General features: G+C 60.5%; 1 protein-coding gene. It reads left to right on the top strand.

Annotated features, from left to right (window positions below; all coding sequences use genetic code 11):
* Positions 1-343: 343 nt before the first annotated feature.
* Positions 344-941, top strand: a 598-nt coding sequence (locus PMI26_RS00030; RefSeq protein ID WP_007981133.1) for an aldehyde dehydrogenase family protein, incomplete at its 3' end; no start/stop codon positions are given.

The following is a 941-nucleotide window of genomic DNA, read 5'->3' as shown; positions in this document are numbered from 1 at the left end:
GATCTTTTGATCTTGAAAAAAATCAAAGTCAAAAGATCGCAGCCTGCGGCAGCTCCTACAGGGGTGATGCAGCGTCAGTCCTTGTGATTGCCCGAGCATCCTCCAGCCGGGCCTGCATTGCAATGCTGGCAAGACCGCTCGGTCACACGCTGCGCCAGAAACGGTACAAAGTGTCACGCCAGCTGTACCGAAAGCGTCACAGGCGCACTCCATCCGTCCGACAAAAAATGCGCAAGGCCTTGATTTGCCTGAGCTGCAACGCGCTGGCCCGCCCCTTGCTCTACGCTTATAGCAAGCGCACATGCGCGACTCCCTATAAGCACAAAAGCAAGGAGAGACCACCATGCGTTACGCTCACCCCGGTACTGAAGGCGCTATCGTTTCGTTCAAAGCCAAATACGGTAACTACATCGGCGGCGAGTTCGTCGCGCCTGTCAAAGGTCAGTACTTCACCAATACCTCGCCAGTGAATGGCCAACCCATTGCCGAATTCCCCCGCTCCACGGCCGAAGACATCGACAAGGCCCTGGACGCCGCCCACGCAGCCGCCGATGCCTGGGGCGCCACGTCCGCCCAGGCGCGCTCGCTGGTGCTGCTGAAAATCGCCGACCGCATCGAGCAGAACCTGGAACTGCTGGCAATCACCGAATCCTGGGACAACGGCAAGGCCGTGCGCGAAACCCTCAACGCCGACATCCCACTGGCCGCCGACCATTTCCGCTACTTCGCCGGCTGCATCCGTGCCCAGGAAGGCAGCGCTGCCGAAATCGACGGCAACACCGTGGCCTATCACATCCATGAACCCCTCGGCGTGGTCGGGCAGATCATTCCGTGGAACTTCCCGATTCTGATGGCCGCGTGGAAACTCGCCCCGGCTCTGGCTGCCGGTAACTGCGTGGTGCTCAAGCCTGCCGAGCAAACCCCGCTGGGCATCACCGTGC

This window comes from Pseudomonas sp. GM33 (genome assembly GCF_000282295.1).
Lineage (GTDB): Bacteria > Pseudomonadota > Gammaproteobacteria > Pseudomonadales > Pseudomonadaceae > Aquipseudomonas > Aquipseudomonas laurylsulfatiphila.
Note: the sequence above shows the minus strand (reverse complement) of the source record. Positions and strands in the feature narration are given on the sequence as shown.